The organism is Dyadobacter beijingensis DSM 21582, assembly GCF_000382205.1.
Lineage (GTDB): Bacteria > Bacteroidota > Bacteroidia > Cytophagales > Spirosomataceae > Dyadobacter > Dyadobacter beijingensis.
The window spans coordinates 164436-189183 of the sequence record NZ_KB907793.1 but is presented as its reverse complement, the minus strand read 5'-3'; the positions used below and the strand labels follow the sequence as shown (position 1 = coordinate 189183).

General features: G+C 53.4%; 18 protein-coding genes and 1 rRNA gene. 7 read left to right on the top strand and 12 right to left on the bottom strand.

The window, feature by feature from the left end:
* A 16S ribosomal RNA gene (locus tag H144_RS0130260) occupies nt 1-165 on the bottom strand; the annotation flags it as partial.
* Nucleotides 166-837: 672 nt separating this feature from the next.
* Here H144_RS0130260 and H144_RS0130255 point away from each other — a divergent pair.
* The 5 genes from H144_RS0130255 to H144_RS0130235 all read left to right on the top strand — a co-directional run bounded on the left by H144_RS0130255 (nt 838) and on the right by H144_RS0130235 (nt 5017).
* Nucleotides 838-1866, top strand: coding sequence for an acyltransferase family protein (locus H144_RS0130255; protein ID WP_019945886.1), 1029 nt, complete (start codon nt 838-840; stop codon nt 1864-1866).
* Nucleotides 1867-1930: 64 nt separating this feature from the next.
* Nucleotides 1931-3007, top strand: a complete 1077-nt coding sequence (locus H144_RS0130250) for a glycosyltransferase family 4 protein (RefSeq protein ID WP_019945885.1) — start codon at nt 1931-1933, stop codon at nt 3005-3007.
* On the top strand, nt 2986-3267 hold the full coding sequence (locus H144_RS0130245; RefSeq protein ID WP_019945884.1) for a hypothetical protein: 282 nt from the start codon (nt 2986-2988) through the stop codon (nt 3265-3267). Before H144_RS0130250 ends, H144_RS0130245 begins: the two co-directional genes overlap by 22 nt.
* 112 nt (nt 3268-3379) lie before the next feature.
* A complete protein-coding gene (locus H144_RS0130240; RefSeq protein ID WP_026351117.1) occupies nt 3380-3946 on the top strand; it encodes a TetR/AcrR family transcriptional regulator in 567 nt (188 codons plus the stop codon).
* Between the two features lie 150 nt (nt 3947-4096).
* Complete coding sequence (locus H144_RS0130235) at nt 4097-5017, top strand: pyridoxamine 5'-phosphate oxidase family protein (RefSeq protein ID WP_157505255.1); 921 nt, start codon at nt 4097-4099, stop codon at nt 5015-5017.
* Nucleotides 5018-5100: 83 nt separating this feature from the next.
* Here H144_RS0130235 and H144_RS0130230 read toward each other — a convergent pair whose 3' ends face one another.
* The 11 genes from H144_RS0130230 to H144_RS0130180 all read right to left on the bottom strand — a co-directional run bounded on the left by H144_RS0130230 (nt 5101) and on the right by H144_RS0130180 (nt 19676).
* The gene (locus H144_RS0130230) at nt 5101-5403 is read right to left on the bottom strand and encodes a T9SS type A sorting domain-containing protein (RefSeq protein WP_019945881.1); all 303 of its coding nucleotides are present in this window, start codon (nt 5401-5403) and stop codon (nt 5101-5103) included.
* A 180-nt stretch (nt 5404-5583) separates the two neighbouring features.
* Nucleotides 5584-6198 (bottom strand): Crp/Fnr family transcriptional regulator, encoded by a 615-nt coding sequence (locus tag H144_RS0130225; RefSeq protein WP_019945880.1) that lies wholly within the window; start codon nt 6196-6198, stop codon nt 5584-5586.
* A gap of 13 nt (nt 6199-6211) precedes the next feature.
* The gene (locus H144_RS0130220; protein WP_019945879.1) at nt 6212-7018 is read right to left on the bottom strand and encodes an alpha/beta fold hydrolase; all 807 of its coding nucleotides are present in this window, start codon (nt 7016-7018) and stop codon (nt 6212-6214) included.
* 43 nt (nt 7019-7061) lie between these two features.
* The gene (locus H144_RS33660; RefSeq protein ID WP_019945878.1) at nt 7062-7922 is read right to left on the bottom strand and encodes an AraC family transcriptional regulator; all 861 of its coding nucleotides are present in this window, start codon (nt 7920-7922) and stop codon (nt 7062-7064) included.
* A gap of 231 nt (nt 7923-8153) precedes the next feature.
* Nucleotides 8154-10100 (bottom strand): sigma 54-interacting transcriptional regulator, encoded by a 1947-nt coding sequence (locus H144_RS0130210; RefSeq protein WP_019945877.1) that lies wholly within the window; start codon nt 10098-10100, stop codon nt 8154-8156.
* Between the two features lie 26 nt (nt 10101-10126).
* Nucleotides 10127-12622, bottom strand: a complete 2496-nt coding sequence (locus H144_RS0130205) for a sensor histidine kinase (RefSeq protein ID WP_019945876.1) — start codon at nt 12620-12622, stop codon at nt 10127-10129.
* 8 nt (nt 12623-12630) lie between these two features.
* Entirely contained in the window at nt 12631-14703 is a 2073-nt protein-coding gene (locus tag H144_RS32890) for a tetratricopeptide repeat-containing sensor histidine kinase (RefSeq protein WP_084600062.1), read from the bottom strand.
* Nucleotides 14704-14862: 159 nt separating this feature from the next.
* Nucleotides 14863-15726, bottom strand: a complete 864-nt coding sequence (locus H144_RS0130195; protein WP_019945874.1) for an alpha/beta fold hydrolase — start codon at nt 15724-15726, stop codon at nt 14863-14865.
* A 111-nt stretch (nt 15727-15837) separates the two neighbouring features.
* The gene (locus tag H144_RS0130190) at nt 15838-17202 is read right to left on the bottom strand and encodes an alginate export family protein (protein WP_019945873.1); all 1365 of its coding nucleotides are present in this window, start codon (nt 17200-17202) and stop codon (nt 15838-15840) included.
* Nucleotides 17203-17212: 10 nt separating this feature from the next.
* Nucleotides 17213-18973, bottom strand: a complete 1761-nt coding sequence (locus H144_RS0130185; RefSeq protein WP_026351115.1) for an amidohydrolase — start codon at nt 18971-18973, stop codon at nt 17213-17215.
* Nucleotides 18974-18980: 7 nt separating this feature from the next.
* Nucleotides 18981-19676 (bottom strand): hydrolase, encoded by a 696-nt coding sequence (locus H144_RS0130180; RefSeq protein ID WP_026351114.1) that lies wholly within the window; start codon nt 19674-19676, stop codon nt 18981-18983.
* A 349-nt stretch (nt 19677-20025) separates the two neighbouring features.
* On the opposite strand from H144_RS0130180, the gene H144_RS0130175 reads away from it, so the two are divergent.
* Entirely contained in the window at nt 20026-21111 is a 1086-nt protein-coding gene (locus tag H144_RS0130175) for a hypothetical protein (RefSeq protein WP_019945870.1), read from the top strand.
* A gap of 79 nt (nt 21112-21190) precedes the next feature.
* The gene (locus H144_RS0130170; RefSeq protein WP_019945869.1) at nt 21191-24748 is read left to right on the top strand and encodes a carboxypeptidase-like regulatory domain-containing protein; all 3558 of its coding nucleotides are present in this window, start codon (nt 21191-21193) and stop codon (nt 24746-24748) included.

Below are 24748 nucleotides of genomic sequence, written 5' to 3'. Positions count from 1 at the left end.
TTTTATGCGGTATTAATCCGGGTTTCCCCGGGCTATCCCCCAGTGATAGGTAGGTTGCATACGCGTTACGCACCCGTACGACAGTGACATTGCTGCCCCTTCGCCTTGCATGTATTAAGCCTGCCGCTAGCGTTCATCCTGAGCCAGGATCAAACTCTCCATTGTAAATATGTGTTGATGTGATCTCCGAAAAGATCCATCGAATGTTTCTAACGAACCTATCTTTTTGCTCTCTTCATCATGTCAAAGAACGTTGCTCTGGCTTTCCAGAACTCGTGGCAGTAATCGTTTTCAGTGCCCGTTTCCCGTTTGGGAGTGCAAAAGTGGCAGCTTTAATTTTAAGATGCAAGCATTAGGCAAAAATATTTTCAAAAAAATTTAAACCGACATCAAATTGAATTGACTCATTCACCTCCTCCACCGGGGAAATCAATCTTGCAACGCGTACGCGCGAATGCGCGTTCTTTTTGTGGGAGCATATATGAATCCTGTAATCCTATAATCCGAGTTATATTCAGATTTGGGTACAACGTAAATATGCATTTGATCGCAGCGGTCAGATTAATAGCAATACAGAGAAGAAATAATTTCAACGGCCATTTCGTTTTATTTCATCCGTATCGCGAAACTTCCGATTATTATCAAAATATTAATCAAATATCACAGGACTATTCACCAGACCTTGAAACGTTATCTTGTATTAAAATCATCAATCTCAGTTACTTATTTTCAATATCTCATTGTCCGCCAGTGGCGTAACGAAAATAAATGTAACTTGCGGGTTAAATGCACACGACTATCTTAAATCAATCACCGTAAAGTTCACGATTTTCACACATGCTTCAAGGTATTCAAATACTACGCGCACTGGCTGCATTATTGGTAGTATTTGCTCATTTCGAATATATAAAACCTGCGATCGGAGGTTTTGGTGTAGATATATTCTTCGTAATCAGTGGCTTCATCATGGCCTATATCGTGAATAAATCCTCCGACAGTTTTCTGTATCGCCGGGTCATCCGCATTGTGCCTCTTTATTATGCAATGACATTTCTTACGACCGGATTGTATCTTGCCAAACCGTCCTGGTTTCGGAACGTTGTCCTGACACCCGAGGCGCTGACCAAGTCTCTCCTGTTTATCCCCTACCATATCAAAAACAGCGGCCCGATCCTGACATTGGGTTGGACATTGAACTACGAAATGTTCTTCTACGTGTCCATCGCCTTGTTTATCACCATTTTCGGAGATAAAAAGGGGATGATTGCCTGTCTGGCCGGACTGTCCCTTTTTGTACTGATTTCTAGCTTCGTCTCCTGGGAAAGCTACGTGCTTCGCATTTGGGGCAGCAGTATGATCATGGAATTTGTCGCGGGAGGAATTTTATACTATCTGTGGAATCACCGGCTACGCACGGCAGGACAATCCTTCAAAAACGCATTGGTCTGGGTTGGATTCGCAGCGTTGATTTTCCTGATGTATGCCGAATATGTCTATGGTCTGTCTTCGCACCGGTCCCTGCTATTCGGAATTCCTGCTTTTCTTGTCGCGTGCGGTTTTCTTATGTTGGAAAATCACATTAATATCAAAAATAAATTCCATTCAACCCTGGTATTGCTGGGCGATTCTAGTTATGCCATGTATCTCGTTCACCCTTTTGTCATTTACGCATTCCTGAGGCTGGTGTATGTGCGAATTGGTTTGCATGGGCCTGTATTTGATTTTCTCGGCCTGGTATTTTCGATGGTGCTGGTCTGCTTAGTGAGCATCATATTACATCGGTGGTTCGAAAAACCCTTGATCAGCTTGCTAAAATCCATGCTGGATAAACGATTTGATTCCCGTAAAGCATTAATTAAGAACTAATTGAAACCTTTAATTTGATTTAGATTACTACCCTCATAAAATTCGACACCAGGATCATAACCGCATGCCTAATATAGCCTTTTTTATTTACAACATTTCGTCAGTTGGCGGAACGGAACGTGTAGCTTCGGTCATTATAAATGAATTAGCAAAGAAAAACTATAACGTACACGTACTGAGCCTGAACGGCGATCCGAACAACATCTTTTTCCCCCTGGAACCGAGTGTGAAAGTGACCAGTCTGCAATCGGACCACCTTCGGGGTATCGGAAAGGTTATCAATTCTCAAAAGAAGATCAGGAGGTGGGTCAAGCATCACGATATCGAAACGTTTGTCACAATCGAGTCGAATATGGCCATGCATTCGGTACCTGCGCTGGCATTCACCGGTGTTCGCCATGTCGTGTGGGAGCACTTTAATTTCAAGGTAAACCTGGGTATGAAATCGAGGCCGCTGGCCCGGCAGCTATCGCTCTGTTTTGCCGACAGCATTGTCACGCTCACCGCCCGCGACGCGAACTACTGGAAACAGGGCGCCTGGTACCGCAATGCGCAGTTGGTGCACATTCCCAATCCGATGTTTCTCGAAGAACAGCAGGTGAACGAAAACCCGACCCAAACGGTCATTTCTGTCGGCAGGCTTACATTTCAGAAAGGTTTCGACCTCCTGGTAGATGCTTGGAGCCTGCTCCCGCCCCAGCTACGGAAAGAATGGAAGCTACTGATCATAGGTGACGGCGAAGTGAGGCCGCTCCTCGAAAATCGGATAACGGAACTCGGTATCAGTGATTCCGTAGAACTCGTTGGCGCTACCAGGGCGGTTTTCAAATATTTTGAAGAGGCATCTGTCTACTGCCTGAGCTCGCGGTTCGAAGGACTGCCGATGGTCCTGCTCGAAGCGCTGGCATTCCGCCTGCCGATCGTCGCGTTCGACTGCGACACTGGCCCGGAAGAACTGATCGAAAACGGCCGGAACGGTATGCTCGTGGAACCGGAAAACGTGAACGAAATGGCCGACTCGCTGGCTACCATCATGAAAGACGACGGCCTTCGCAAGCGCATGCGGGACCACAAGTCGGAAAAATTCCCACTGCTCGAATTGGGCAACATCATTGACCAATGGAACTACGTACTGAACTAAAATTCAATGGATTATCGGCGAGTGAACGTCCGGTTTTCATGATCAACCCAGGGGAAACGCCCCCACCTCCCAATGCTATGAATAATTTCGTTTTGAAAATTGTAAGGATCGTCCTGATCATTGTACTCGCCGTGGGTGCCGCGATTTCGGCCGTTGCCATGTCCCCTTTTCTCCTGCTGAGATGGTGGATATGGAAACAAAATGAAAGAAATGCTGCAAAGGCCGTCCATGCTGCGCTTGCTAAACGGATGCAGGAGTAGCTGGAAATTGCGTACCGGTAGGCATATCGTATAAAATCCCTTTCATAAACTTTGCATATAGCTGAACCAAATTTCTTTACCGATCGTTCGGTATTTGAAAGGATCCAAAAACATGGCTTACGCAAAAGTTGAACACGACGTCGTTATCGACAAACTGATGGAAGTATTCCGGTCGGCCGGGTATGATGGGGCGAGTATGGCTGCGCTAGCGGAAGCGACGCAGTTGAAAAAAGCCAGCCTGTACCACCGTTTTCCCCAGGGAAAAGAGGAAATGGCCCACGCGGTGCTCCGGTACGTGGCAAATTGGGCCAAAAACAGAATTACCGATGTGCTGGTTTCAGATAGCACGCGGGAGGAACGGCTGGACTCCGCATTGAATGCCATCGACGAACTCTACGACGGCGGCCGGCTCGACTGCATTCTCCGTGCACTGTCGCACGGCTCCGCGGCTAATCTTTTTCGAAAGGAAACAGGCGCTATTTTCGAGACGCTGATCCGCTCGTTCAAACATCTCGCGATGGATTTCGGCCACGATGAGCAGCATGCCGAACAGCTTGCCGGCGAACTGATCGTCAAGATCCAGGGAACGCTCATCGTGCAACGTTCGCTAGGCGGAACTTCGATGTTCAAAGCCATGCTGGATGACATGCGGACCAAATTCATGAAAACAAATCTGTAGACACTACCGGCGACGACCTGATTTCGGCCAACGCCGTTCCCGGCCTCCCCAGCTTTGTGAAGCTGCAAGAGGAAGGTTATCACATTGTCACATTCTAATCCGGCTTGCACGACCGTCATGACCCGGCGGCTGTGCTTGCTTACCCTGCATATGGAAAAGAACCCATTTCATTCCGGCGAGCTGAAAGTACAAGCCCTGGCCGGCGAAACGCAGATTGCCAGTCGGAATGGTCGGCTGATCGCCGACAGGATTCCCAACGGCGCATTGAAATTTGTCGATAAACAGCCTTTCGTGCTGGCGGCCAGCCTGGATGAAGAACGAAGCATCTGGGTGTCGCTGCTTGCCGGCCAGCCCGGTTTTGTACAGGCCGAAACGCCGGAGGTGGTGCAGCTGGATACGACGCATCTGGTATCGGCGGACAATGATATTTTCTGGACAAATGTCGGCAATCACCCGGGCGTCGGTCTGCTCTTCATCGAGCTCGCCACGCGCAGGCGGCTGAAAGTCAACGGCCCGGTAACTGTCGCGCCGGACGGCACGGGCTTGCAGGTAAACGTGCAGGAATGCTTTCCGCTATGCCCGCGCTACATTCAGCGGCGGGAAGTGGCGGTGACCACGGCAACGCGCCAAACCAATGCCGCCGCGGAAACCGGGCTGCATTTTACGCCGGCGTTGCAGGAATGGATCAGCGGGGCCGATACGCTGTTTGTCGGCAGCGGCCACGACGACTACCACCTCGACGTCGGCCACCGGGGCGGCAATCCGGGTTTTGTACAAATCCTGGATGAAAATACCCTGCTCATACCCGACTACAACGGCAACAGCATGTTCAATTCATTGGGCAATTTCAGCGTAAATCCGCGGGCCGGACTGTTATTCGTTAATTTTGAAACCGGCGAAGCGCTACAACTCACCGGGCATGCCGAATTGCATTTTACAGAGCCGGACGCGGATGACGCAACGGGCGGAACAGGCCGTTACTGGCAATTTCATTTACACAGCTCGCGCCGGCAGGCAAGCCTGACTGGCCTGAACTGGACCTTCCTCGACTATTCCCCGTTTAACGTTTAGCATTCATGGTCAAATCCGTCAAAACTCGACCGGAAAGAGGCATCGCATTGATTGGAGACCCGCAGCAATTACGCAGAGCCACGTCATTGCCGCTGTATAGCCACCTTCGATTGATGAACCTGGCCGTAGACGTCTTTCGTCCGCACAATATACTGCCCTACCGGAAGCCGGCTTACATCGACCACACTGGCGTTGGATCTCCCGGTTTTTTGGCTCAGAATAGTTACACCTTTCAAGTTGATCAACTGAATATCCGTCAAATCAGACTGGGAAACAACGGACAGTCCGCTGGAAACCGGATTAGGATAAACGGTCGTGACTTTCGCACCATCCAATGTTTCCCGGACGATTTTGCTGTAAGCATATGTTCCGTCAAGGTCGATCATTTTAAGGAGATAGTAGACTAATGTGCCCGGCGCAGTAACGCTGTTGTCCGGAAAGCTGTAAGCATTCGTCGCGCCTTTCCCCGCGACAAGTCCTATGCTGACAAAACCATTTTTCGGGCCACTTTCGTTGACGCAGCCTTTCTGCTAAGGCTGTACCGATTGCCTGAACGTCAGCTGATCTTACATCGTCGACCCCGCCAGCCCCTTCCTGATCCTGCTCAGCGACTGCGGCGTGATGTTCAGATAGGTTGCTATCAGATAATTGGAAAACATATCCAGCAAATAGGATTCGTTTTTCAGAAATTCCTGGTAACGCTCCGTGGCCGAAAATGTTAGCAGGCAGGCTATTCTGTCGTAGGCGATCACCAGGCTTCTTTCGTGCAGCTTCCTGAGCCAGGTGCCAAAAGCATGGGATTGATTTAAAAGATGATCCACGGCTTCGCCTGAAAATTTAATGGCGGTAATGTCGGACAGCGCCTGGATGGACATTCTCGACGGTGTTCCCGACAAAAAGCTGCGGTAATCTACCGCAAACAAATGCTTAACAGGCGCGCCGGAAACATTATAGTGAAAAAACCACGTCGTAGTTTTTCCACTATAATCCGTGAAGTATGAAATAGCCTTTCCGTCGACCATAAAATAAATATCCCTACAAACCTCACCCGCCGTCAGCAGCAATGCGCCTTTGGCGAATACGACGGGTTTAGCGTTGTCGGCCAGCAGCTGCAACATGTGCCCGTCCGGCTCGATATCGGCCGCTATCAAATCAATAAATGGCTTCAAAAAGGTATCCATCCTTCACCACAATTCATTTCGAACCGACTGCTTTCAGGATTACCTCGGCCACTTTGGCGGGCTGGGATAGCATTGACACATGACTGGCCGGAAGATGGAATACGGTAGCCTTGATCCTTGCCGCCATTTCGCTTTCCAGTTTCGGGGAAATGATCTGGTCGTGGTCGGACACGATGTAGAAACTGGGCTTATGCTTCCAGGCGGGATTGGAGATTTTTGCTCCCAGCGTACTCACATGAAAACGGCCCTGGCCTGCGGCGAGTACCAATGCATCCTGCCTCGGCAGGTCCTGGGCGAAATACTGCACGATGGTCTCATCTTTGAGGCGGATAAATCCGTCGGCGATCACCGGGTCGGAAAAACCGGGCACATTGGGTATTTTCTTCGTTTCGTAGGCGTCTTTGCTGATACTTTCCAGACTTTCGCCTTCATCGGGTGCATATGCGGCCACGTACACGAGCGACTGCACCTTGTCGCTGTTTCCCGCCTGGGTGATCACGGCACCGCCCCACGAATGTCCCACCAGGACCACATTTCCCTTCGCCTCGGCAATGGCCCGGTTAACGAATGCCACGTCTTCATCCAGCGAAGTGAGCGGGTTTTGGACGGCAATGGTCTGATATCCTCTTTTTTGCAAAATGGGGATCACCTTGTTCCAACTGGAACCGTCGGCGAATGCGCCATGAACGAGGATAATGGTCGGTTTTTCGTCCGCGGCGGATTGGGTTTTCCCCGGACCGGACAAAGCGCTTACGGACGGAGACGTGCATAAGAGAACTGCGCTGGCCCCGTAGGCGAGCATTCGGCTGATTAGCTTCATTAATTGAGATGGTTATGGATAAATTAATTATTGAATTACATCCTCAGGTATTGGGACAAGACTTCCTGTAATCGGTGAAGCTGCAACCGCATCCCACTTTAAAAAACTTGCTGAAATGCGCAGTATCCTCAAAACCAAGCTTGTAGGCTACCGCTTTCATGCTGGTGTTCTGAACAAGTGCCATTCTTTTGGCCTGGATGAGCAGGCGCTTGCGGATATTGGCGCTCGCCGTCATTCCCGTCTCCTGTTTGATGATCTGGTTCAGATAATTCGGCGTAACTGCCAGTTCGTCGGCATATTGGCTCACCTTTTTATTTACGTGATATTTTCGCTCGAGCAAGTCGAAAAACCGCTTTGTGAGCGCGGTTACCTGGGAACCGAACGAAGTACTGAACGCGACGGATTTCTGCCGGGCCAGGTAAAGTAATACGATCCTGAGGTAGCCCGAAAGTACGTCGGTCTTCTGGCTGTGGGCCGTCGCGAGTTCGAGCTGCATGCATTGGATCGCGCTCATGATCGTGGCGGCCGTCAATGCGTCGACCTGGAATAGCCTCGACGTGCAGTAGGACAAGCTCGGGTAAGTGGAATTGACGTCGGCAGGGATCACGCCGGTAGGGAACCGGACCACCAGTCCCTCCGGATCGGAGGAAGATCCGAAATAAAATGCCCGGCCCGGAGCCTGGAACAATATCATCCCTTCGGACACCTCGAATGCTTCCAGGTCTATCATCGCGCTGAACCGACCTTTGGTCAGCCAGATCATTTCGACGGAGTGGTCGTATTTGGCCGCGCGTGACGACAGAAAATCAGCGTTCAGTGCCGTGATTTCGAATGGTTCACCGGCATAGACCGGATTTTGAATAGGTTGAACCACAAGATGAAGGGGTGCCGGATAATTATTCATAGCAGTATTTGGTTAAGGGTAAGGAAACGCATTGAAAGCACCTTCCCTTTTGCCAAACGTATGCCACTACACGTCAATCCATTTCAAATGCATTCATTTATTTTACAACGCATTGTATATCAATTAATTAAACAGATTTTCTCAAAACTTAGGATTACGAGTATATGCTTAACACCTCCAAAAAAGTTGGGCTGACAATCCGAAACTCCAATAAAGTTGGAGGCGCAGGGATTACAATGGCTTGTTAAAATCTTCCCGTTTGATCCCCAGCTTGGCCATTCTGGCTTCCAAAGTGGTGGGTTTGAGATTGAGCATTTCCGCCGCGCCCCTTGCACCGCGTACAATGCCTTTTGCCTTCCTTAGGATAGAAATAATGTATTCCTTTTCCGTTTGCTTATGGATGCTTTTCAAATCTCCCAGGCTTTCAACATTCGCTTTTCCGGGCAGTCCGGGCGATGGGCTCATCAACCTGCGGCGGAGTTCCAGCTTGGAATTTCCGTCGTTGAGTATCACCGTTTGCTCGACGACATTGACCAGCTCCCGGATATTCCCCGGCCAGTCGTAAGCGTTCATTTCATCAAACATTGCATCCGCCACGCCGTGAAATTTCTTTCCGAATTCCTTGCAGAATTTGTCCGCGAAATAGCACGCTAAGGCTTCAATATCGCTTTTCCGCTCTCTCAATGCCGGTAATGTGATCGGGAAAGCATTCAGGCGGTAATACAGGTCGAGCCGGAAAGTACCGCTGGCGACTTCCTTTTCCAGGTGGCGGTTCGTGGCTGCGACGATCCGTACATTCACCTTTTTCGTTGTGCTGCTCCCGACATATTCGAATTCCTTTTCCTGCAACACACGCAGCAATTTCACCTGTGTTTCCAATGGCAGCTCCCCCACCTCGTCCAGGAAGATGGTACCGCCGTCGGCCTGTTCGAACTTGCCTTTCCGCTTTTCGCTCGCACCGGTAAATGCCCCCTTTTCATGCCCGAACAGTTCCGATTCCACCAATTGGGCCGGGATTGCGGCGCAATTCACCTTGACAAACGGCCGCCCCTTCCTCGGTGAAAGCGAATGAATGGATAAGGCAATGTTCTCTTTTCCCGTTCCGCTTTCGCCCAATATCAACACCGAAGTATTGTACGGCGCCACCTGCATCGCCTGGTCCAAGGCAGTCAGCAAAAGCGGATGGCTCCCGACAATGCCGGCAAAGCCCGGAACGAAAGACCCATCATGCGCGTGACGATCCGCACGGCCTATCGCATCAGACTGATTATCAGTAGCTACCGAGCCGGTCAGCTGCTTGCGGAGCCGGTCCAGCAAAGTAATATGGCGGTTGCCGTAAACATCCTCGCGACGATTGAGAAAGATATAATTGACAACCGGCTCCCGGTGCGATACGATCGGGAAAACGAGGCAGGAATGCAGCTTAAAAGTATCGAGGTACAACCCTGGCAACGGATGAACGGAACGCAGAGACGTGAGCGCCTTTTCGTCATATGCAACCGGGTCCAGGAGAGGCTTGCTGTTGTTGATGATCGCTGCAATGGCCTGCTCTTTCAAACCGGAAATCGTGGCGAGCTGCTGCTTTCCGATATACTGATATTCGTCGAATGCGACTCTCAGGTACGCCTGGGTGTCGGGCCATGCGGAATCCGCGGGCCAGCTCGCGCACACCAGGAGGTCGAAGGGAATGTGCGGCTGCAACAGCTTTGCCACTTGCAGTAACCTTTGGCCGTCGTCCGATGTGCTGCTGCCCAATGCAGCCAGCTGCTTTTGCAACAATTCTTCCTGCCGGACTTTCGACTCGATGCTGTGCCGGTGACGATACAGCGCAATGTCGATGGTCACCAGCAGGTCCTTTTTACGGAAAGGCTTCACGATAAACCCGTACGGATCTGTTCGCTTGGCTTCTTCGAGAATCTCCTGACTGGAATTCGCGGAAATGTAAACGAAAGCCAGGTTTTCTTCCTTGAGTTTCCTCGCAAGATCGATCCCCGACCGCTGGCCGTCGAGCCTGATATCCAGCAAAACCAGGTCGGGCTTTGCAGCTTGGATGAGCTCGTCCGCTTCTTCTGCCGAAGCCGCTACGCCGCTTACCTCATATCCGGCTTGCTGTAAGATCACCCTCAGATCATTGGCGACAATAAATTCGTCCTCAACAATAAGCACCCTATATTTCATGTTCCGATTCGATTAATTAAAGGCGGTTACGAGACAAGCCTGTTCTGGTAGGCAAATCTCACCGTAATATGTACTCCCTGATCACTTTCGATATCAAAAGTGCCTTTCAATTGCCTTGCCAGGCCCTGCATCAGGTCCATGCCGAGTGAATGATGCGATGCCGGATCAAGCTCCGCGGGCAGCCCGATACCGTTATCCGAAATCCGGAGCAAAAGCTTACCCGGCCGGTCGTGCTGCAATGCGATGCGCACCTTACCTGAATGATCGTTCAAAAATGCATACTTCATCGCATTGACGATGCTTTCATTGATAATCAGCCCGAGCGGAATGGCCTGCGATACTTCCAGATGGATTTCCTCGATCGTCTGCTCAAAGCTGACCCGGTTGGCCGTATCGAAACTTTCCGCCAGGTAACTGACCAGTTCCTGAATGTACTCCGGCATCGCAATGGTCGTCGTATTTTCGTCCAGGTACAGCTTCTGGTGGATAAGCGACATGGCCTGCATTCGCCTGAGGCTATCCTGAACCGCCACGACGGCAGCGCCGTCGGCCAGGTAGGCCGATTGCGTATTGAGCAAACTGGTCACCATCTGGAGATTATTCTTGACCCGGTGGTGGACTTCCCGGATCAGCCACTCCTTTTCCTTAATGAGCTTTTCCTGCTCGGTGTTCAGCGCTTCCAGGTAACTGTTTTTCCGGTCCAACTCGCCCTGGTTCGCTTCCAGCTGCCGTTGGTTTGCTTCCAGCTGGCGGTTCGTGCGCTGCTTGATCAAATAGCGGTTGAGTATCAGGCCGATGATAATCAGCAACAGGGCCACCACAACGAACGTGACGTTTTTGGCCCGGTCGGCCTGCTCAACCCTGATCGCCTGGAGTTGGTTCTGGCTATTGAGCAGTTTGATATCCTTATCCTTTTTTTCGGCCTCGTACTTCACCAGCAGTTCACTGGCCTGTCTCCGCTGATCGTTGGTAAACACCGAATCGGCAGCCTCGTAGCTCAGGCGGAGATTTCGGATCGCGTCCAGGTACCTGCCGTCGAGGGAGTCGATCTTGAAGAGGTTATAATGGTAATTCCCCTTTCCCATAATATCCAGCGCCGATACGAACTGCCTGCCTTTTTCCAGCAAATCCCTTGCCTTGCTTGTTTTGCCAATGACACGGTTGAATGCGGAGATCTGAAAAAATGCCGCCGGAAACTCATCGTGCACATATTCAAGGGGAAAGCGCTCCGCCATCGTCAGAAAGACGTTATAATTATCCTCCGCCAGATTGAAATTCTTCAAATTCTCGTAAGCATTGCCAAACAGCAGGGCGAAATGCATCTTCTCAAAATAACTTGTGGGCGGGTACTTCCTTTCAGCGTCTGTCAGCAGTGCCAATGCTTCCTTCGCCCTCCCGGTGTTGTTGAGCATCCATACCTTGCCAATCAGGGCGCGGTACCAATACAGCCTCGTTTCGCGCTTCCGGTCTACCAGTGCTTTGTCAAACCAGGTCATCGCACTTTCTAACTTGAACATCCGGTCAAAAATGAGTCCTCTCCGGGTGTAGAACAGGCCGATGAATGTCGAATCTTCCCTGGTTGCGACGCATGCCAGGCTTTTGTTTGAATAAGTCAATGCATTGGTAAGTTCCCCTTTCCGGTAGGCCAGCCAGGAGAGTGCGTCGTAAGGGTATTGCCGCTGCCGGAACCGGATCGCCGTCTGCAACCCGATTATTTTACTTAAATACTGTTCAGCAACGCCATACCGCTTGTTCACAAAGTTCTCGATGTTGATCAGGGACAGGGTTTCGATCTCCTTTTCCCGCGATTTTTTTGCCGTAAAAATGGCGAGCGCTTTTTCGAATTTGGGTAGCCGGTCGGGGTCGCCATACCGCAGCACTTCCGCCCCGGCGAGCATCGCCCGCGCGTAGGCCATGCGATCCCCCGAGCGCTCGCACAGGCCCGCGAGCTCCGTAAAAGCCTTTTTACTTTCCTCTGCAAGCCCCGATTGATGAAGCCAATGCGCTTTGAGCATCAGGCATTCCACTTTCCACGCCCCAGGGGCCGATCGGGCCAGAATGGACGCCTGCCCGATATTTTTGAACGCCTGGTCAAGATCTCCCTTTTCGGTACCTGGTTTAAAAACAAAATAGGTCCCCAACTCGATAAGCGACCGCAGCTTCGGCAAGCCGTTTTGGCGAGCGGCAAGTTCCTGTGCGTCTTTGACGTGGCCGGCGTCGAGGAGCCGGGTAACCTCCGTCGGTTTTCCATCGCTGTACCCCTCATTGTAAGCCAGCAGCGGGCTCAATCCATACACCCGGCAAGGGATAAGTATGGCGCTGTCCATATCGATCTGGCCCTGGCTGATCGTCTGGAGGTATTGCGCCGTGATGCGGATCAGGAGCCGCTGGCGCGCTACGTCATTATAACCAGAGCCGCCCGGTTGCGCATCGGCCGCACAGGCGCACAGGAGCGCCAGCACCACGGCCATTACGCCCGCGACAAGCCGCATCGAAATCAGGTCGTAGAATTCTCTATTCATGGATAAATTTATTTATTTAAATCGGCAAACCTGACCATAATATGCACGCCGTCGTCACTTTTGATGGCGAAATGCCCTTTCAGCTGCCGAGTCAGCCCCTGCATCAGGTCCAGGCCCAGCGAGTTATGCAGCCGGATGTCGAAACCGGTAGGCAGCCCCACGCCATTGTCGGAAATGACCAGTAGCAGCTGACCGGGCCCATCGCGCTGCAACCCGATCCTGACGATGCCCTGCTTCCTGTTTTGAAAGGCATATTTGATCGCATTGACAATGCCCTCGTTCAGGATCAACCCCAGGGGAATGGCCTGCGATACATCCAAAAATAATGGGTCTGATGTCTGTTCGAAAATGATCCGGTCGCCGGTTTCGAAGCTTTCGCTCAGGTAGGCCACCAGTTCGGTAATATATTCCGTCATCGCGATCGACGTCGTATGCTGGTTTTCGTACAGTTTCTGGTGGGTCAGCGACATCGCCTGCATGCGCCGGAGGCTGTCCGTGATGGCCGTCACCGCTACTTCCTCTTTCAGGTAGGCCGACTGCGAGTTCAGCAGGCTCGTCACCATCTGCAGGTTGTTCTTGACCCGGTGATGGACCTCGCGGATCAGCCATTCCTTTTCGTGAAGCAGCTTGTCCTGCTGTGCATTCAATGCTTCCAGATGCAGGTTTTTCTGGTCCAGCTCCTTCTGCTTCGCCTCCAACCGCAGGGTACTGCGGTATTTGGTGCGGTAACCGTTGAATAACAGCCCCGCGATAATCAGCAGCAGCGCCGCACCGATCAAACTGATGTTCCTGATCCGCCTGGCCTGCCGGTTTTGGCTATGAAGCAATTCGATGTCCTTTTTCCTTTTTGCAGTCTCGTACCGTACCTGCAATTCCTCGATCTGCCGGCTCTTGTCGATATTGAAAATTGAATCATTCAGGATTTTGTGCGCCATCAGATCCTGCACTGCCGCACGGTAATTTCCAGTCGCCGAATCCGCCAGGTAAAGCATCAGGTATATCTCCTTGTTTTGCGATAACGAATTGATCCCCTCGGAAGCATGCAATGCTTTTTTCAGAAAAAGGGCCGCATTGCCGGACTGCCGCTTTTTGAGAAAATACCGGCCGATCTCGAAATGAACATCGGTGGCTATTTCATTATCCGTTTTCAGTGTCGCAGCCAACGGGATCAGCTCCCGGTAAAACTTCTCAGACTCGTCATGCTGCCGTAATGCATCATAGCAAAATGCGAGCGATGCGAGCAGGCTCGCCTTCGCGTACGGTCCGTTCGGTTTATTTTTGGCCTGCACATCGAGTATGAATGCGAGCGCATCCTGCTGCTTCCCTAATTTAATCAGTTCGCGCGCCAGGAAGCCCGCGTCGCGGAACATGTAATGGTTCACCGGCTCTACGTACCGGATTTTCCGAAACACTTTCCGATACCATTCCACGCTGTTTTCCGACTGGCCCAGCTCCCGGTACATATTCGCCAGGCGACTGTAAAAGGTAGTGGCCGGGGAGAAATCGCCGGACGCTTCCATGGTTTCAATGGCTTTGAGGGCGTAGTATATCCCTTTGTCGTAGTTGCCTTTGTACCGGTTCGCTACGGCAAGCAGGTCGTATACATAATAAATCTTGGGATAGCCGATGGCCTTGTAGCGGCGAAGCACTTGCAGCAACTGTGCTTCCGCCAGGTCGAGTTTGCCGTGAATGAGGTTCAGGTCGGCGATGCTTTTCAATGCTTCTATTTCCTTTTGCTCTTGCCCGGCGAGCCGGTAGAGGGTCACCATTTTTTCAAAGCATTCCATCCGCGTAACGCCGGTCGTATCCCGCGAGCGGATCAGCATAGCCAGTTCGCGCCATAAGTCGCCCTGTGCTTCCTCGTTTCCGGGCTTGCCCATTTTGTCAATTGCCTCTTTGAAAAGCCTTTTTCCTTGCTCCTTATCCCCTTTCCTGAAACTATACAGCGCTTTTGCACGAAGCCCGGCAACCAGTTCGGGCCCGCTTTTCCCAGGTGTCTGAGGAAAAACGTGAAACGGGCTCGCCGTCATTAGCACTGCTATCAATGCGAAGAACACGATCTTTTTGCGTGGGTCTGGCATGCCGGGTTTATTTTGATGTCGGTGTCATTCTCTGCAACATGCCGGACGACGTCCGGGTGCGAACTGTCTGTAAACGAAAAAACAGCGGCGATAAATCGTCGCTGTAAGCAAGCACAAACCGGGCCGTTCTTCAATGGCCGGACAAGCGTATCTATCGGGTCATAGCACTTTTCTTTCCAGGAAATCCCTGATTTTGTCCGCGATTTCGTCTCCCACGCTTTCGAGCGCGAAATGCCCGGCGTCAAACAAATGGTATTCCAGGTTTTTGACGTCCTTCTTGTACGCTTCCGCCCCACCAACAGGGAAAATGTAGTCGTTTTTGCCGTAAACAATCAGCATTTCGGGATTGCTTTCGCGCAGGTACTGCTGCCATTGCGGGTACAATACGACGTTGGTCCGGTAATCGTAAAACAAATCCAGCTGAATCTGTCCGTTCTCCCCGCGTTCCAGATGCCGCAAATCGATTTCCCAGTTGTCCGGGCTTATCACGAGCGGGTCAGGCACGCCGTGGGTATATTGCCATTTCAGGCCATCGGGTGAATGGAAGGTTTTGAGCTGGTCTTCCGCCGCCTTGTCGTTCCGGTCGGCCCAGTAGGCTTTGAAAGGGTCCCAGAAAGTTTCCAAACCTTCCTCGTACGCGCAGCCATTCTGCACGATGATCGTCTGGACGCGTTCCGGCGCCGCCGAAGCGATCCTCCATCCTACCGGTGCGCCGTAGTCCATCAGGTACAGGCTGAACTTGCCGATGCCCAGCTCGTCGAGCAATGCATTGACAATTACCGAATAGTTGGCGAAAGTGTAGGAAAAATCCGCGATCGGCGGCTGTTCGCTCCTTCCGTAACCCGGGTAATCCGGGGCAATCAGCCGGAACTTGTCCGAAAGGTTATGGATCAGGTTCCTGAACATGTGCGACGAGGTCGGGTAGCCGTGAAGCAGCACCAGGACCGGCGCGTCCAGCGGCCCCGCGTCACGGTAAAAGATATTTACGCCGTTGATTTTGATGAACTGATGTTTGGTCTTCATTGTGATTGATTAATTATTGGTGAGGTGAAAGATTACACTGGCAAAATTACCGCTGCCTCCCGGCGCGACCAATGTATTCAATACAGGACCTGGGGTAAGTGTAAAGGCGGCTTAATACTTCACGGCGGCCGTGAAACCCGCCATGTAAATAGATTTGCCCAGGCCGGCAAACCGCAGGAATTTCCCGGTGTCGAACCAGGTGAATTCTACCTTGAAATCCAGGAAGCGCCCCGGCCGGAAATTCACATCGGTACCAAGCTGCTTCCCGATTCCCTTGTGTTTAATACCCCGCCCGTCATGAATGAGCGCACCATTGACAGCGTACAAACCATCTTCCCGGCCCATTCGCCAGAATAAGTCATAGTCCATCGACCACGTAATGCGGCGACACACTTCCCATTGAACATAGGGATGCACGTCGGTCAGGTTATAGGGGCCAATCAGCGAGGCGAGACCAAAATAAGCGCCTCTCGGGTACAAAGGGTTGAATGTGTTCAGCAAACGGTCGCCCGGCGTCCTGTCGCCGCTGATAAGTTCGGACTTTATGCCGAAAACCGGTGCCAACCGCTCCATATGCGGCTTATAAGACGCGTCCATTGAGACGGTCCAGGCGCGGATTTGAGACATAGAAATGCTTCCAAACTGGTACACCGCTTCGAAATCGAAGGAAACGCCCGAGGCCTCTTTCCATATCCGGGTGCCCAGCGAATGCCTCCGCTCCCTCCCCACGGCATCGGCAAAAACACTTTTCTTGCTAAGCCCGAGATAATACAGATCGACCCCGGGAAAACTGCTGATCTGCGGAAGCGTGACGTACGTGCCCCACAGCTGACTGGAACCGTCCCAGAAACGTTCGTCGAATATGCCCTTCCTGCCCTGGACGTAATTGGCGTAAAATGCATCCGCACGCAGGTATTTCGCGTCGTAAATCAGCCTGGCGGCGTCAAACGACTGGCGGCTGTTCGGTCCCTCGCGGACGGAAATCAGGCGCTGCGAGCCGTAGCTAAGCTCCTGCCTGCCCATTCTCAGGAAGAGCCGCTGGTTATTTTTGGCATACAAATCCGCCTCCATCATCAGCTGATGGATATCGAGCGGGTTTTCGTCGACCGGGCTGGCCGGTTCCGTATTGCCGGCTGCAAAACTGCTTTGCAGCTGCGCAAACAGCCGAAAGTGGTTACCCCAATGCAGGTCGGCGTGTGTCAGAATGCGGCTCAGCATAAACCCGTCCTGATCTTCCGGCTCCGAGCCCCAGCCAGGGTTTTTATACCAAAAATACTGGTAGCGCACCTCGCCCCCCAGCGAGAGATAGGAATGCTTTTTACCCAGCGGAATGTGTTTTACCTGACTGTAAAAATCCGCACTATCTGGCTGAATGGCGCTGTAATCTTCCTCATACCGGAGTGTTTTGAACCGGACCTCCTGGGCATACGACGGCCGCGCTTCCGGCAGGAGCATTACCGCAAGCAGGCAGGCCATTAACCACCTGCTATTCTGTTTGATAGCCGCCATAATATTTCACGGGGCTCCATTCGGGGATCACGGGTAATCTTTGCGGTCCGAGGGATGTGAATTCGTTGTCGGCCCAGACGATTTTGCCATTCAGCATCGTCAGTACCGACGTAATGCCGTCGATCTGATCAACGGAAACGGAAAAATAGTCGTGACTGATCAGCACAAGGTCCGCATCGCCGCCGGGCCGGATCACGCCCTTATCCTTCTGATGGAGCAGGTCATAGCCGCCGGACGTCATCAAACGCAGTGCCGTGAACCGGTCCAGGATATTCGCCGGGTCCATGACCTGTGTGCCGCCCAGCGTCTTTCCTGTGACTAGCCATTTCAGCGCCACCCACGGGTTATACGACGCCACGCGCGTACCGTCCGTCCCCAGGCCGACCGGTAAGCCGGCTTCAAGCATTTTCTTCACGGGCGGCGCCGCGGCGGCGGCCTTTTTCCCGTAGCGTTTTACAAAAAGCTCGCCCTGGTAAGCCATCCGGTGCTGAATGGCAATGCCCCCGCCCAGCGCTTTGATGCGCCGGATGTTGGATTCACTGATCGTCTCCGCATGATCGAAAAACCACGGTATGCCTTCCAGGGGTACCTGTTTGCCAACTTTCTCGATCACGTCCAGGTCTTTGCCGATGCTTTCGTCGTAGGTGGCGTGCAGCCTGAAAGGCCATTTGTTTTTCAGCAGCAGCGCTATTACCGGGGCGAGCTGCCCTTCCACCGTGGGCGGCAGGTCGGGCCTCGGCAGGAGGAAATTCTCGAAATCTGCCGCTTCCGCCACCAGGTTTTCACCGCCGCCGGCCACATGATAGTCATCCGCATGGGCGTGGCTCAGGTCCACCATATTAATCCAGCGCGTATAATCGGCCATTTCCGTACCCTTCTTTTGGGCAAAAAGGTAATGCGGCAGCCGTACCGTGAGCTTGCCCGCTTTATAAAGCGAATCGGTGACGGCATAGTCATCGGGGAAATTCTGAAACCCGCCGCCCGCGTCCATCACTGCCGTAACGCCCAGGCGGTTCAGTTCAGACATAAACTGGATAGTCGAATTGGCTTTTTCGGCACCGGAAAGCTCGGGTAGTTTGGCCAAAGTCGAGTACAGAATGAATGCATTGGGTTCCGCTACGAGCAGGCCGGTCGGATGACCGTTTTCGTCCTTCTCAATCAGGCCCGCAACGGGATTAGGCGTGTCTGCATGGATATTCAGGGCAGCTATTGCAGCCTGATTGAGCCAGGCCTTGCCGTACAGGTACAGGATAAATGTCGGCACATTACCCGTCGCTGCATTGATTTCGGCAAGGGTTGGCAGCCGCTTCTCCTCAAACTGGTATTCGTTCCAGCCGCCTACCACCCGCACCCATTGACCTTCCGGTGTCCTTTTCGCCTGCTCGCGAAGCATTTCCAGTGCCCTTCTCAGCGTTTTGACGCCATCCCAGCGAAGCTCCGCATTAAAAAAACGTCCGCCGCGGATCACATGCAAATGGCTGTCGAACAGCCCTGGAATGAGCGTTCGCCCGCCAGCATCCACGATTCTCGTACTTTTTGACTTTGTTTTCAGTACCTGGGCGTTGCTGCCGACCGCCAGTATTTTCCCGGAGGAGATCGCTACCGATTGCTCGGTCCGGCTGCTATCGGCCATCGTATAAACTTTGGCATTGATGATGATTATGTCGGCCCTGTTTTGCGCCCGGGCACCCGCGGCCATCCCAAGCAGGAACATGGCAAAAATGCTTACAAAACGCATCGCTCCGTCAGTGCTTGATCATTTCCCGCGAATACTGGATTCCGATGCCATAGGCACCTCCGTAGTCGCGGAAGAGGTCCGTGACGGCATTGTAGGTAGCGCTCCGGCCCCAGTCGCGCTGCAATTCGAGTACGTATTGCATGGAAGTCATGGTGGTGGCTCCCGCTTTGATCATCCGCTGCACAGCCATCTGGTGCGCTTCATCGCTCGCATCGCCGCAGGCATCCGTGATCACATACACCTCGTAACCATCCTGGATAGCGCTCAAAACGGGGCTGACAATGCACACGCTGGTCCATAGTCCGGCGAAAACCAGTTTCTTCTTACCTTTTCCCGTAATGGCCTTGAATGTTGGTCCGTCCTCCCAGGGATTCATCGTCGTGCGGTCCAGATAACCTGATGTTGCCGGCGGATAGGCGGCGAGCAATTCGGGAAATACCGGCCCGCTGAAACTCTTTTCCGCAACAGTAGTCACGACAGTGGGCACCTTGAAGATTTTCGATCCGCCGGCGATCAGCGCCACATTGGTCCGCAGCTGCTCGATCGTGATATTCTTCACGGGAAATGCCATTTGGCTCTCGTGATCGATCAGCACAAGAGCATGATCATTGGGCGTCAGCAGGGAAGCTGCCGGCTTTTGGGCCAAAGTTTGAGCACAGATGCCTGCGGCTATTGCAAGCAAAAAAGTGATTCGTCTTTTCATCGTTAGCTTAATTAAGTGTTTGGAGATTCCCCTCCCGCACCGGGAAAGGGACTGCAATTGCATGCAGCAAAATTCCCCTGGCCGGTAATCGTTTTCAATGTCTGAATTCAGAGACGTGATGTACCGAACAGGGCAAGGAATAACCGGCTATCAAAAAGCTCATCCCAGCGGGACCTTCCCGGGGGCAGCATGCTGGCGATCGCGTGTACCGCGAAATACCCTTTCCGGGATCGCGGAATCGTCGGAGGAGGATGCATTTAGGACGAGGGATATAGGCAAAGCGGTTGATTAGTGGGATTTTTACAGGACAATCCGATTTCAGCTCAACAACCATCTTCTCCGACATTCCATGAAAAAGTTCGCATTCCTCGTCCACGTCAGAAACTCCTATCGCATTGATCTCGCCGCAGTGGCCCGGCCGTTCGGCTGGCTCCCCGAATCGTTTTATGAAAATGCTATGCGCAACCGGCCCCTGCGCCCGTTCGTGTGGAGCAAAGTAACGCTCTCGCCCGGCGCCACCGAGGCCGAAGGGTATGTTATCATGGTGCCGTACTCGGGCAAACAGCTGCTCTCCCAGCAGCGGGCGATGATGCCGCGTATCGAGCAGGCGGTTGACCTGGCCAGTTCGCTGGGCGCGGGCGTGGTCGGCCTCGGCGCATTGACCTCACCCGTGACACTGGGCGGCAAGTTGCTGACCGGCCGCGACGATGTATCGATAACCAACGGAAATGCATTTACCGCCGTCATTACCTGGCGCCGGATGGCGCAGCTGATCGACGAAAGTCCTTCCTACCGCCCTACCGTCGCCATCGTGGGCGCCTCAGGAAGCGTAGGGCATCTGGTCAGCCAGCTGCTTGCCAGGCATCAGCCCGATGCAGATTACCTGCTGATCGCCCGCAATGAACGCAGACTGAACGCCCTGGCGTGGGAAATGACCGGGCTTAATCCGCTGGTGGAGCCGCAGGTATCTACGGATATGGAGTCCGTCAGAAAGGCGGATATTGTACTGCTGCTTACAAGCTCGTCGGAGGCGCTGCTCCAATCCCGGCATTTGAAACCGGGTGCGGTGGTGCTGGACGACACCGTTCCCCGTAATACCAATCCAGCGCTTTTGGACCAAAGGCCGGATGTGACGATCATCGACGGCGGCCTGGTATCAATGCCTTACCTCCACACCAGCCGGGATATCGGGCTTCCCGACCAGACTTCCTATGCCTGCCTCGCCGAAACGATGCTGCTCTCGCTGGCAAACCACGAGGGACATTTCAGCATCAGAAACCCGACTTTGGAACAGGCCGAATACATCGGCGAACTCGCGCGACAATATTCGGATTTCGGATTTCGCCCGGCGGCGGACCATTCCTTTTGTGTTCCAATGAAAACAGCCGCCCGATTCCAGCACAGCTATTCCCGCTCTCCGGCTTCTGCCGTCTGACCGACGCGGTTATATGGAAGGGGGTATAGTTATAATTGTCTGCCTGGTTACTTTTGAAAGCGTAAGCACTAGTTATACGATGCGCTCCTGCTCTATCATTGCCTGGATAACCGCCATTATACTCATCAGCACGTCCGTGGCCGCGCAACAGACGGCTACACTGACCGGCCTGGTGACGGACGCCTCGACCGGGCAACCGATGCCTTTCGCGAATGTATATGTGAATGGCAGCACGCAAGGCGCCGTTACGAATGAAAAAGGGGCATATTCGCTGGCAGGCATTCCGTTGGGGACGGTTGAAATCGCTGTTTCGTTCGTGGGCTATCTTTCCGTTTCGCAAAAGATACGGTTTGAGAATGCATCCTTGCAAAAAGCAAACTTTCAGTTGAAACCGAATGTACAAATGCTGGATGCTGTAACGGTACGGGGTAATCCGAAAGGCTGGGAGCGGCATTTACGGCAGTTCAAAAAGCAGCTTTTCGGCGAACCGTTCGGCGGGCAATGCGTGCTGACCAACAGCGAAGTCCTGAATTTCAAGGAAGATAAAGGTCATCTTTACGCGACGGCGGATGCGCCGCTGGTGATCGAAAACCAGGCATTAGGTTACCGGCTGATTTACGCTTTACAGCATTTCGATGCCAGTTCGGGAAAGGTTTACTCGGCGGGCACCGCCCGTTTTGAAGAACTAAAACCGCAAAATGAACGCGACGCGCAACGGTTCCGCCGTAACCAGCTGACGGCCTACAAAGGTTCGACGAGGCATTTGATGGTGAGCCTCGTCAGCAACACGTTAGAGGAGGCCGGCTTCCTCGTATACCAGGAAGATGCCTCGAAATCATTGCTTACCGATCGCCGTACGGTCACCCTTGCCGCGGCTGTTGCCGAATACCGGCGTTTACGGCCCGTTAACGTGTCCGCATTAATCCAACCAGGCCGGTTGCCGAACGAACGCCGGTTAGTTTCGGGTATGAAGCTGGTTGTATTCTACACGCATGCCACCTCTTCCTTCTCGCCGTATCCCGATGCCCGTTACGCGTATACGGAAATAAGGTTGCCCAGCGGCCAGATGCAGATGACCGCGGACGGGGTCGTTACGATCCCCGAAGGAATGGAAACGGAAGGCAGCATGGCCGCCGACCGCCTGTCCACCATGCTGCCCGCCGACTGGAAACCGGATGGCAACGAAAAAAAGGCCCTGCTAACCGGCCCGTTCGCCACGCAGGGCAAACTTGTGCCGGCAGACAGCAGCTCAGTGCGCATCGCCAACGTGTTCAATGAGCGGTTCCAGTTCCTGTCGCCTGCGGCGTACGTACATATTGATAAGCCGGTATACGCCACGGGTGACCAGCTCTGGATGGGCACGTACCTGCTCGACGCCGCTGATCATGCCCGAATCGGCGGTGAAACAGCCATGCAGGTGGACCTGCTGACGCCCTCCGGGGCACTTGTACAGCACCAATGGATAAAGGTTACCGACGGACGCGGTCAGGGCACCTTTCGCTTGTCCGATAGCCTGGCAACCGGAATGTACCGGCTCCGCGCCTACACCGATGACGACGACGGCCACAAACGGCCGGCATTCGAGCGATTTGTAGCTATTTATAACTTGCTGCGCGGAGCGTCATCAGGGGCTGGTGATTCCGCCACGAAGGCGCCCGACATCCAGGTTCTGCCTGAGGGCGGCCGCTTGGTTGCCGGGCTACCGGCCAGGCTGGGGGTGAAAATTGTGCTACCTAATGGCGATGCGCTGGCAATCGACGGACGCATTGTCGATGACCTGGGCGCGGAAACGGTGCGTTTCAAGACCAACCCGCGGGGAATGACAAGCCTGACCATGCAACCCAATGCACAGCGAGCCTACTACGCCGATGTGTTGTACAATAATCAGCTGCACCATATCCCTTTGCCTAAACCCGAACCGGAAGGGCTGACGCTTTCTGCAGATGCTGTCACCGATACAACCCGGCTGGCGTTAACGATTATGAGTAGCAACCGCACTGCCGAAGAAGCGGTCAACATCCTGATCCAGCAGCGAGGCCGCATTGTCGATCAGCGGAAGATATTATTGCACAATGGGTTGGCAAAAATAAGTTTGCCCACAACAGGCTGGCTGCCGGGTATTGCGCAAATCAGTTTGTACGATGCCGGTATGCGGCCACAGGCGGAGCGATTGGTATTTGTCCCGGACGCGGCGGCACCGGTGCGTGTAGTATTGGGATTGGACAAAAACCGTTATCACCCCCGCGAACAGGTAACCATGCGCATCAGCCTGGACGATAACGGGTCGCCGGCGGCGGCGGCACTCTCGGCGTCCATCACCGATGCCGGCACAGTGCCCGGCGATAGCACCGAAGCCACCCTACCGACGCACCTGCTGCTGACCGGGGACCTTCGGGGACGGATCGACAACCCCAACGACTACCTTGCCAACCAGACTCCCGACGGCCGCCGGGCCCTGGACGACCTGCTGATGACGCAGGGCTGGCGGCGGATTAGCGGCATGCCCGATGCCCGACCAGCCAGCGGCATATCTTTCGGCGGCCGCATTCTGAATGCCAAAAAGCAGCCCCTGCCCGGCGCGCAGATCACCGTAGCGTCGACAGCCGCGGGACAGTCGTTTGTCAAACTGGCCGGCGCCGACCAGCAGGGACATTTCCGGTTGCCGGGGCTTGCCGTGACGGACACGGTGCAGTTCATGGTGCAGATCGCAGATGCCAAATCGAGGCATGTGCCTGCTGCCGAGGCGTTTCTAATGCGTGAATACCCAGGCAAGCAATGGGAGACAGGCCCAGTACCGCCAACACGAAGATGGGCGGCGTTGCGGTCTCAACTGGACGCTGCCCGCAGCAGGCAGGAGGCAAATGCGGACCTTTACCGGGATAAAACAGCGAAACAACTGGCGGAAGTCACGGTAAAAGCGAGAAAACCGGATGAGCGGCCCGCCGATGTCCAGGCGCGCAGCTTGCATAATCAGGCCGATGCGGTGGTGGTATTCGATGAAAAGTCCCCGTTCCACTCAAACCTGTATGAAATGATACAGGGACGGTTTGCGGGCGTCACCATTATCCGGACTGCCGGATCATCCGGAAGTCCGCCGTCTCCACCCGGGTATAACGTATTTATCCGTGGCGTCAACAGTTTCAAAAGCGGTACCCAACCCCTGTTCCTCATGGACGGCCTGCCCATTCATGACCCGGACGGGACCGCATTGCTGGCTTTCAACACCAGGGACATTGAACGCATAGAGCTCCTGAAAAACGCCAGTACCGTCGGGATTTACGGCGTTCTGGGCGGGAACGGCGTGATTGCTTTTTACACCAAAAATGCGAGATCCATGCAGGGAAATTCCAAACAGGCGGCCAGGGTGAAGCCCGTCCCGTTCATTGGGTTTCCATCGGTACAGCGCGAATTTTATACACCCCGTTACGATTCGGAAGCATCCGGAAGCAGCATTTCCGGCCCTGTCGACGACCGCGATGTGCTCTATTGGAAACCGCTCATGCTGACCGACGGCAAAGGGCGATCCCAGTTGCGGTTCCCGCTGTCGGACAAAGTAAGGACGCTGCGCGTGGTGATACAAGGCGTTACGGAAGAGGGCCGTCCGGTGTATGGGATACAGCTGATACAGGTTCAATGA

Bases quoted from the DNA above. Each gene is read 5' to 3' on its own strand.
- H144_RS0130255 (WP_019945886.1), top strand. From the start codon at position 838: ATGCTTCAAGGTATTCAAATACTACGCGCACTGGCTGCATTATTGGTA.
- H144_RS0130250 (WP_019945885.1), top strand. From the start codon at position 1,931: ATGCCTAATATAGCCTTTTTTATTTACAACATTTCGTCAGTTGGCGGA.
- H144_RS0130245 (WP_019945884.1), top strand. From the start codon at position 2,986: ATGGAACTACGTACTGAACTAAAATTCAATGGATTATCGGCGAGTGAA.
- H144_RS0130240 (WP_026351117.1), top strand. From the start codon at position 3,380: ATGGCTTACGCAAAAGTTGAACACGACGTCGTTATCGACAAACTGATG.
- H144_RS0130235 (WP_157505255.1), top strand. From the start codon at position 4,097: ATGGAAAAGAACCCATTTCATTCCGGCGAGCTGAAAGTACAAGCCCTG.
- H144_RS0130230 (WP_019945881.1), bottom strand. From the start codon at position 5,403: ATGATCGACCTTGACGGAACATATGCTTACAGCAAAATCGTCCGGGAA.
- H144_RS0130225 (WP_019945880.1), bottom strand. From the start codon at position 6,198: ATGGATACCTTTTTGAAGCCATTTATTGATTTGATAGCGGCCGATATC.
- H144_RS0130220 (WP_019945879.1), bottom strand. From the start codon at position 7,018: ATGAAGCTAATCAGCCGAATGCTCGCCTACGGGGCCAGCGCAGTTCTC.
- H144_RS33660 (WP_019945878.1), bottom strand. From the start codon at position 7,922: ATGAATAATTATCCGGCACCCCTTCATCTTGTGGTTCAACCTATTCAA.
- H144_RS0130210 (WP_019945877.1), bottom strand. From the start codon at position 10,100: ATGAAATATAGGGTGCTTATTGTTGAGGACGAATTTATTGTCGCCAAT.
- H144_RS0130205 (WP_019945876.1), bottom strand. From the start codon at position 12,622: ATGAATAGAGAATTCTACGACCTGATTTCGATGCGGCTTGTCGCGGGC.
- H144_RS32890 (WP_084600062.1), bottom strand. From the start codon at position 14,703: ATGCCAGACCCACGCAAAAAGATCGTGTTCTTCGCATTGATAGCAGTG.
- H144_RS0130195 (WP_019945874.1), bottom strand. From the start codon at position 15,726: ATGAAGACCAAACATCAGTTCATCAAAATCAACGGCGTAAATATCTTT.
- H144_RS0130190 (WP_019945873.1), bottom strand. From the start codon at position 17,202: ATGGCCTGCCTGCTTGCGGTAATGCTCCTGCCGGAAGCGCGGCCGTCG.
- H144_RS0130185 (WP_026351115.1), bottom strand. From the start codon at position 18,973: ATGCGTTTTGTAAGCATTTTTGCCATGTTCCTGCTTGGGATGGCCGCG.
- H144_RS0130180 (WP_026351114.1), bottom strand. From the start codon at position 19,676: ATGAAAAGACGAATCACTTTTTTGCTTGCAATAGCCGCAGGCATCTGT.
- H144_RS0130175 (WP_019945870.1), top strand. From the start codon at position 20,026: ATGAAAAAGTTCGCATTCCTCGTCCACGTCAGAAACTCCTATCGCATT.
- H144_RS0130170 (WP_019945869.1), top strand. From the start codon at position 21,191: ATGCGCTCCTGCTCTATCATTGCCTGGATAACCGCCATTATACTCATC.